Below are 3629 nucleotides of genomic sequence, written 5' to 3'. Positions count from 1 at the left end.
TGTCCTTTGTGCTCGTCTTCGTGTCCTTCGTGACGAACCATCGCTCCGTCCGATACGCCGCCCGCCAGGACCCGCGAGGGCGGCGGAGCGGCGTCAGCGGCGGCGGGGCGCGGGTCCGGCGGGGCTGGAGGCGTTGCACAGCGCGCGCCTCTGGGCCCCGAAGACGGCGCCTTCGCGAACCCAACCGCGCAGCCGCCGGGCGCGAACCTCGCACCAGCCCTCTTCGCATTCATCGATGGTCGTGAGGGTTCTCGGGGCCAGCCGCGCGCGCAGCGGGCTGGCGTCCGAGCGCGACGCGTGGACCGGCACCGGCGCGTCGGAAACGTTGAAGACGCTGCGGCGGCTGGAGACCACGCTGCGGTGGACCCAGGCGACGGCCCCGTCCGGATCGCAGATCTTGCGCCACTCGCGGGTCTCGGCCACGACCTGCACCGGCAGGCCCGAGGCGCGGTACTCCCACAGGATGCGGTAATCCAGCCCGGGACCGTAGCGGGCGCGCACTTCCGACGACTTCAGCGACAGCCAGCGCGGCACGGGCTGGCCGCTGGGCGTGGGCCGGCCGTCGGGCATCTGGGTCGCCCCCCCCGCAAGAACGGCGGCGACCAGCATCGACGCGACGGCAGGGAGCCTTTGGAGGCGGGAGCGAGCTTTGGTAGACACCGTCAGCATCCGTGAAATCAGGGCTCAGAATGTCTGCGCGCAGGCTTAAGGTCGTATTAACCAGACGCCTTCCGGACGCGGTGGAAACACGCGCGCGAGAACTTTTCGACGCCGAGCTGAATCTGACCGACCGGCCCATGGACCGGGCTGCCCTGGAAGCGGCGGTGCGGCGGGCCGAGGTGCTGGTCCCGACCATCACCGACGTCATCGACGCCGACCTGCTGGCGGAGGCCGGGCCGCAGCTGAAGATGATCGCCAATTTCGGGGCGGGGGTGGATCACATCGACATCGACGCGGCGGTCGGGCGCGGCCTGATCGTCACCAACACGCCGGGCGTGCTGACCGAGGACACCGCCGACCTGGCCATGGCCCTGATCCTCGCCGTCAGCCGCCGCATCGTCGAGGGCGCGACAGTGATGGCGGAGGGCCGGTTCGAGGGCTGGACCCCGACCTGGATGTGCGGGCGCAAGCTGTGGGGCAAGCGGCTCGGTATCGTCGGGATGGGCCGGATCGGCCAGGCCCTCGCCCGGCGCGCCCGGGCGTTCGGGATGCAGGTCCACTATCACAACCGCAAGCCTGTTCCCGACATGATCGTCGAGGAACTGGGCGCGACGTACTGGGAGGACCTCGACCAGATGCTGGCGCGCATGGACCTGATCTCGCTCAACTGCCCGGCCACGCGCGAGACCCACCACCTGCTGTCGGCGGCGCGGCTGGACCGGCTTCAGCCCCACGCCATCCTGATCAACACCGCGCGCGGCGAGCTGATCGACGAGACGGCGCTGGCCGAGCGCGTCAGGTCCGGTCGGATCGCCGGCGTGGGTCTGGACGTCTACGAGCACGAGCCCGCGGTGCATCCGGGCCTGCTGGGTCAGGCCAATGTCGTGCTGCTGCCGCATCTGGGCTCGGCCACGCTCGAGGCGCGGCAGGACATGGGCGACCGCGTCATCGCCAACATCCTGACCTTCCAGAACGGCCACCGCCCGGCGGATCGGGTCATTCCGGCGATGCTTTAGGCCCTACTCTGGTCGTCTTTCCGGGGCCGCGCAGCGGAACCCTGAATCCAGAGGTTCGCGCTCTGGCGATGACGCCGCCCCAGCCAGAGAGACCGGTCACCTGGATTCCGGGTTCTGGTCCGGCTGCGCCGTTCCCAGCCCGGAAGGACGAGATCAGGGGGAAGCCGCCGCGCAGACCGAACAGTCCGGATCAGCCGAAACGCGAACCGTCCGCGCCGTCCCCGTCAGTCCGTCATAGAGCAGCAGCCGTCCGGTCAGCGGCCGGCCAGCGCCCGTGATCAGCTTGATCGCTTCCAGCGCCGCCATGGCGCCGACCACCCCCGCGAGCGCGCCAACCACGCCGACGCGGGCGCAGGTCTCCGCGTCGGGCGGGGTTTCGGGCACGAGGCAGCGGTAGCAGGGCCGGCCGTGGAAGACGCCGACCTGTCCGCTCCATCGGCCGAGCGCACCTGACACCAGCGGCGCCCCTGCCGCGACACAGGCGGCGTTGACGGCGAAACGGGCGGCGAAATCGTCCGTGCCGTCGATCACCACGTCGCAGTCGCCCAGCAGGGCTTCGGCGTTCGCCTCAGTGATCCGCTCGCGGTGGGCGTCGACGGCGACGTGCGGATTGAGGCGATCGAGCGCCTCCGCCCCCGCCTCGACCTTGGGGCGGGCCAGGTCATCGCCGGTGAACAGGACCTGCCGCTGCAGGTTCGACAAGGCCACGGCGTCGTCGTCGATCAGCCGGAGCGCGCCGACGCCGGCGGCGGCGAGGTACAGGGCGGCGGGGCCGCCGACGCCGCCCAGACCGACGATCGCGACGCGCGTGGCCTTCAGCCGCTGCTGGCCCGGACCGCCGATCTCGGACAGGACCAGATGGCGCGCGTAGCGCTCGATTTCGTCGTCGGAGAAGCTCACGGCCCTTCGTTAGGCCGCCGCCGCGCGCGCGTCACGCGGCCTTGCGAAGATCCAGCAACGCCTCGGCCTCCCGGGCCGTCAGGCGCGAGAGGCACGGCAGCCCGACCCGGTCCAGCAGGGCCTCGGGATCGCCGCACAGCGTCATCGGCTCGGCGACGCCCCGTCCGGAAACCGGCATGTCCGACAGAATGCGCAATCCCGTGTGCCGAGGATCGGCCAGCAGACGGCGCATCAGCCGGTCCAGATCGACCCGCGCGCCTTCCAGAACCTGCAGGATGTGGCCGCGGTGGAACATGACGCAGCTGGTCACATGGTCCCGCCGGTTGTTGCGCTCGGACACGCCCAGGATCTGGGCGACAGACAGGGTCGATGTCCCGGTCGGTCCGACCGCTTCGCTCGCGTAGATGATCCTGTGAAGCAAAACGCTTCCCTTGTTCTTGGCCGTAGAGGGATGAGCCGTGCACAATATATCCAGGTTCCGGTAATTTCATGGCCGCAGGCCACGCTTGTTTTCCCACCGCTTTCGTCTTGCCGCGCCCCATTTCCGTCGCCATCTGATCGAGATGGGCAACGAAACCTCGAACTTCCCCGACTGGCACGGCACGACCATCCTGGCCGTGCGGAAGGCCGGTCGGACCGTCATCGCCGGCGACGGCCAGGTCTCCATGGGCCCGACCATCGTCAAGGGCGCGGCGCGCAAGGTGCGGGTGCTGGCCGGCGGCAAGGTGCTGGCCGGCTTCGCGGGCGCCACGGCGGACGCCTTCACCCTGATCGAGCGGCTGGAGGCCAAGCTGGAGCAGTATCCGGATCAGCTGGCGCGCGCCTGCGTCGACCTCGCCAAAGACTGGCGCACCGACCGCTATCTGCGGCGGCTCGAGGCCATGCTGCTGGTGGCCGACCGAAGCTCGATCTTCACCGTCACCGGCGTCGGCGACGTGCTGGAGCCAGAGCACGGGGTGGCCGCGGTCGGGTCCGGCGGCAATTTCGCGCTGTCAGCGGCGCGGGCCCTGATCGACCACACCGACCTGGACGCCGAACAGATCGCCCGCCGCG

The 3629-nt window shown here is 70.3% G+C and carries 5 protein-coding genes; 2 read left to right on the top strand and 3 right to left on the bottom strand.

Annotated elements, in window-relative coordinates; genetic code table 11:
* Positions 1 to 93: 93 nt before the first annotated feature.
* Positions 94 to 609, bottom strand: a complete 516-nt coding sequence (locus tag VGB60_RS06825; RefSeq protein ID WP_331037515.1) for an SH3 domain-containing protein — start codon at positions 607 to 609, stop codon at positions 94 to 96.
* Positions 610 to 689: 80 nt separating this feature from the next.
* Here VGB60_RS06825 and VGB60_RS06820 point away from each other — a divergent pair, with 80 nt between their 5' ends.
* Positions 690 to 1676 carry a D-glycerate dehydrogenase gene (locus VGB60_RS06820; protein ID WP_331037514.1) on the top strand — a complete coding sequence of 329 codons (987 nt, stop codon included), beginning with the start codon at positions 690 to 692 and terminating at the stop codon, positions 1674 to 1676.
* 153 nt (positions 1677 to 1829) lie between these two features.
* Here the strand turns inward: VGB60_RS06820 and VGB60_RS06815 are convergent, their stop codons facing one another.
* Positions 1830 to 2576, bottom strand: coding sequence for a HesA/MoeB/ThiF family protein (locus VGB60_RS06815; RefSeq protein WP_331037513.1), 747 nt, complete (start codon positions 2574 to 2576; stop codon positions 1830 to 1832).
* Between the two features lie 31 nt (positions 2577 to 2607).
* Positions 2608 to 2997: a BLUF domain-containing protein gene (locus tag VGB60_RS06810; protein ID WP_331037512.1), complete on the bottom strand. Its 390-nt coding sequence runs from the start codon at positions 2995 to 2997 to the stop codon at positions 2608 to 2610.
* 142 nt (positions 2998 to 3139) lie between these two features.
* Between VGB60_RS06810 and hslV the strand changes: the two genes are divergently transcribed.
* On the top strand, positions 3140 to 3629 hold a 490-nt coding region (gene hslV, locus VGB60_RS06805; RefSeq protein WP_331037511.1), incomplete at its 3' end, for an ATP-dependent protease subunit HslV.

Origin of the sequence: Brevundimonas sp., assembly GCF_036399195.1 — a bacterium.
GTDB lineage: Bacteria > Pseudomonadota > Alphaproteobacteria > Caulobacterales > Caulobacteraceae > Brevundimonas.
The sequence above is the reverse complement of the archived record's forward strand: the minus strand, read 5'-3'. Positions and strand labels throughout refer to the sequence as shown.

Bases quoted from the DNA above. Each gene is read 5' to 3' on its own strand.
- VGB60_RS06820 (WP_331037514.1), top strand. From the start codon at position 690: ATGTCTGCGCGCAGGCTTAAGGTCGTATTAACCAGACGCCTTCCGGAC.
- VGB60_RS06825 (WP_331037515.1), bottom strand. From the start codon at position 609: ATGCTGGTCGCCGCCGTTCTTGCGGGGGGGGCGACCCAGATGCCCGAC.